We start from the raw sequence: 255 nt of genomic DNA, 5'->3' as shown, positions 1-255 counted from the left end.
TATAACTCCGTAACAATTATAGACCAAAACGGTTGTGCTGAGGTAACAAGAACTGTATTAGTCATTGATGCTCCAAAACACATGTCTCCTAACAATGATGGTGATTTTGATACTTGGCACATTGCTGCCGTAGAAACTCTTCCTGGTACTATTGTCAATATTTTTGACCGTAAAGGCAAACTAATTAAACAATTAAATCACGATAGTTTAGGTTGGGACGGCACCTATAATGGTAATAATATGCCTGCCAGTGAT

The 255-nt window shown here is 37.3% G+C and carries 1 protein-coding gene; it reads left to right on the top strand.

All coding sequences use genetic code 11. The features are described from left to right. Window positions 1–255 (top strand): T9SS type B sorting domain-containing protein (locus HNV10_RS17430; protein WP_173302694.1); only part of this gene is annotated, 255 nt, incomplete at both ends.

This window comes from Winogradskyella litoriviva (genome assembly GCF_013249065.1).
Taxonomy (GTDB): domain Bacteria; phylum Bacteroidota; class Bacteroidia; order Flavobacteriales; family Flavobacteriaceae; genus Winogradskyella; species Winogradskyella litoriviva.
This window is presented reverse-complemented; position numbering and strand designations above follow the sequence as displayed.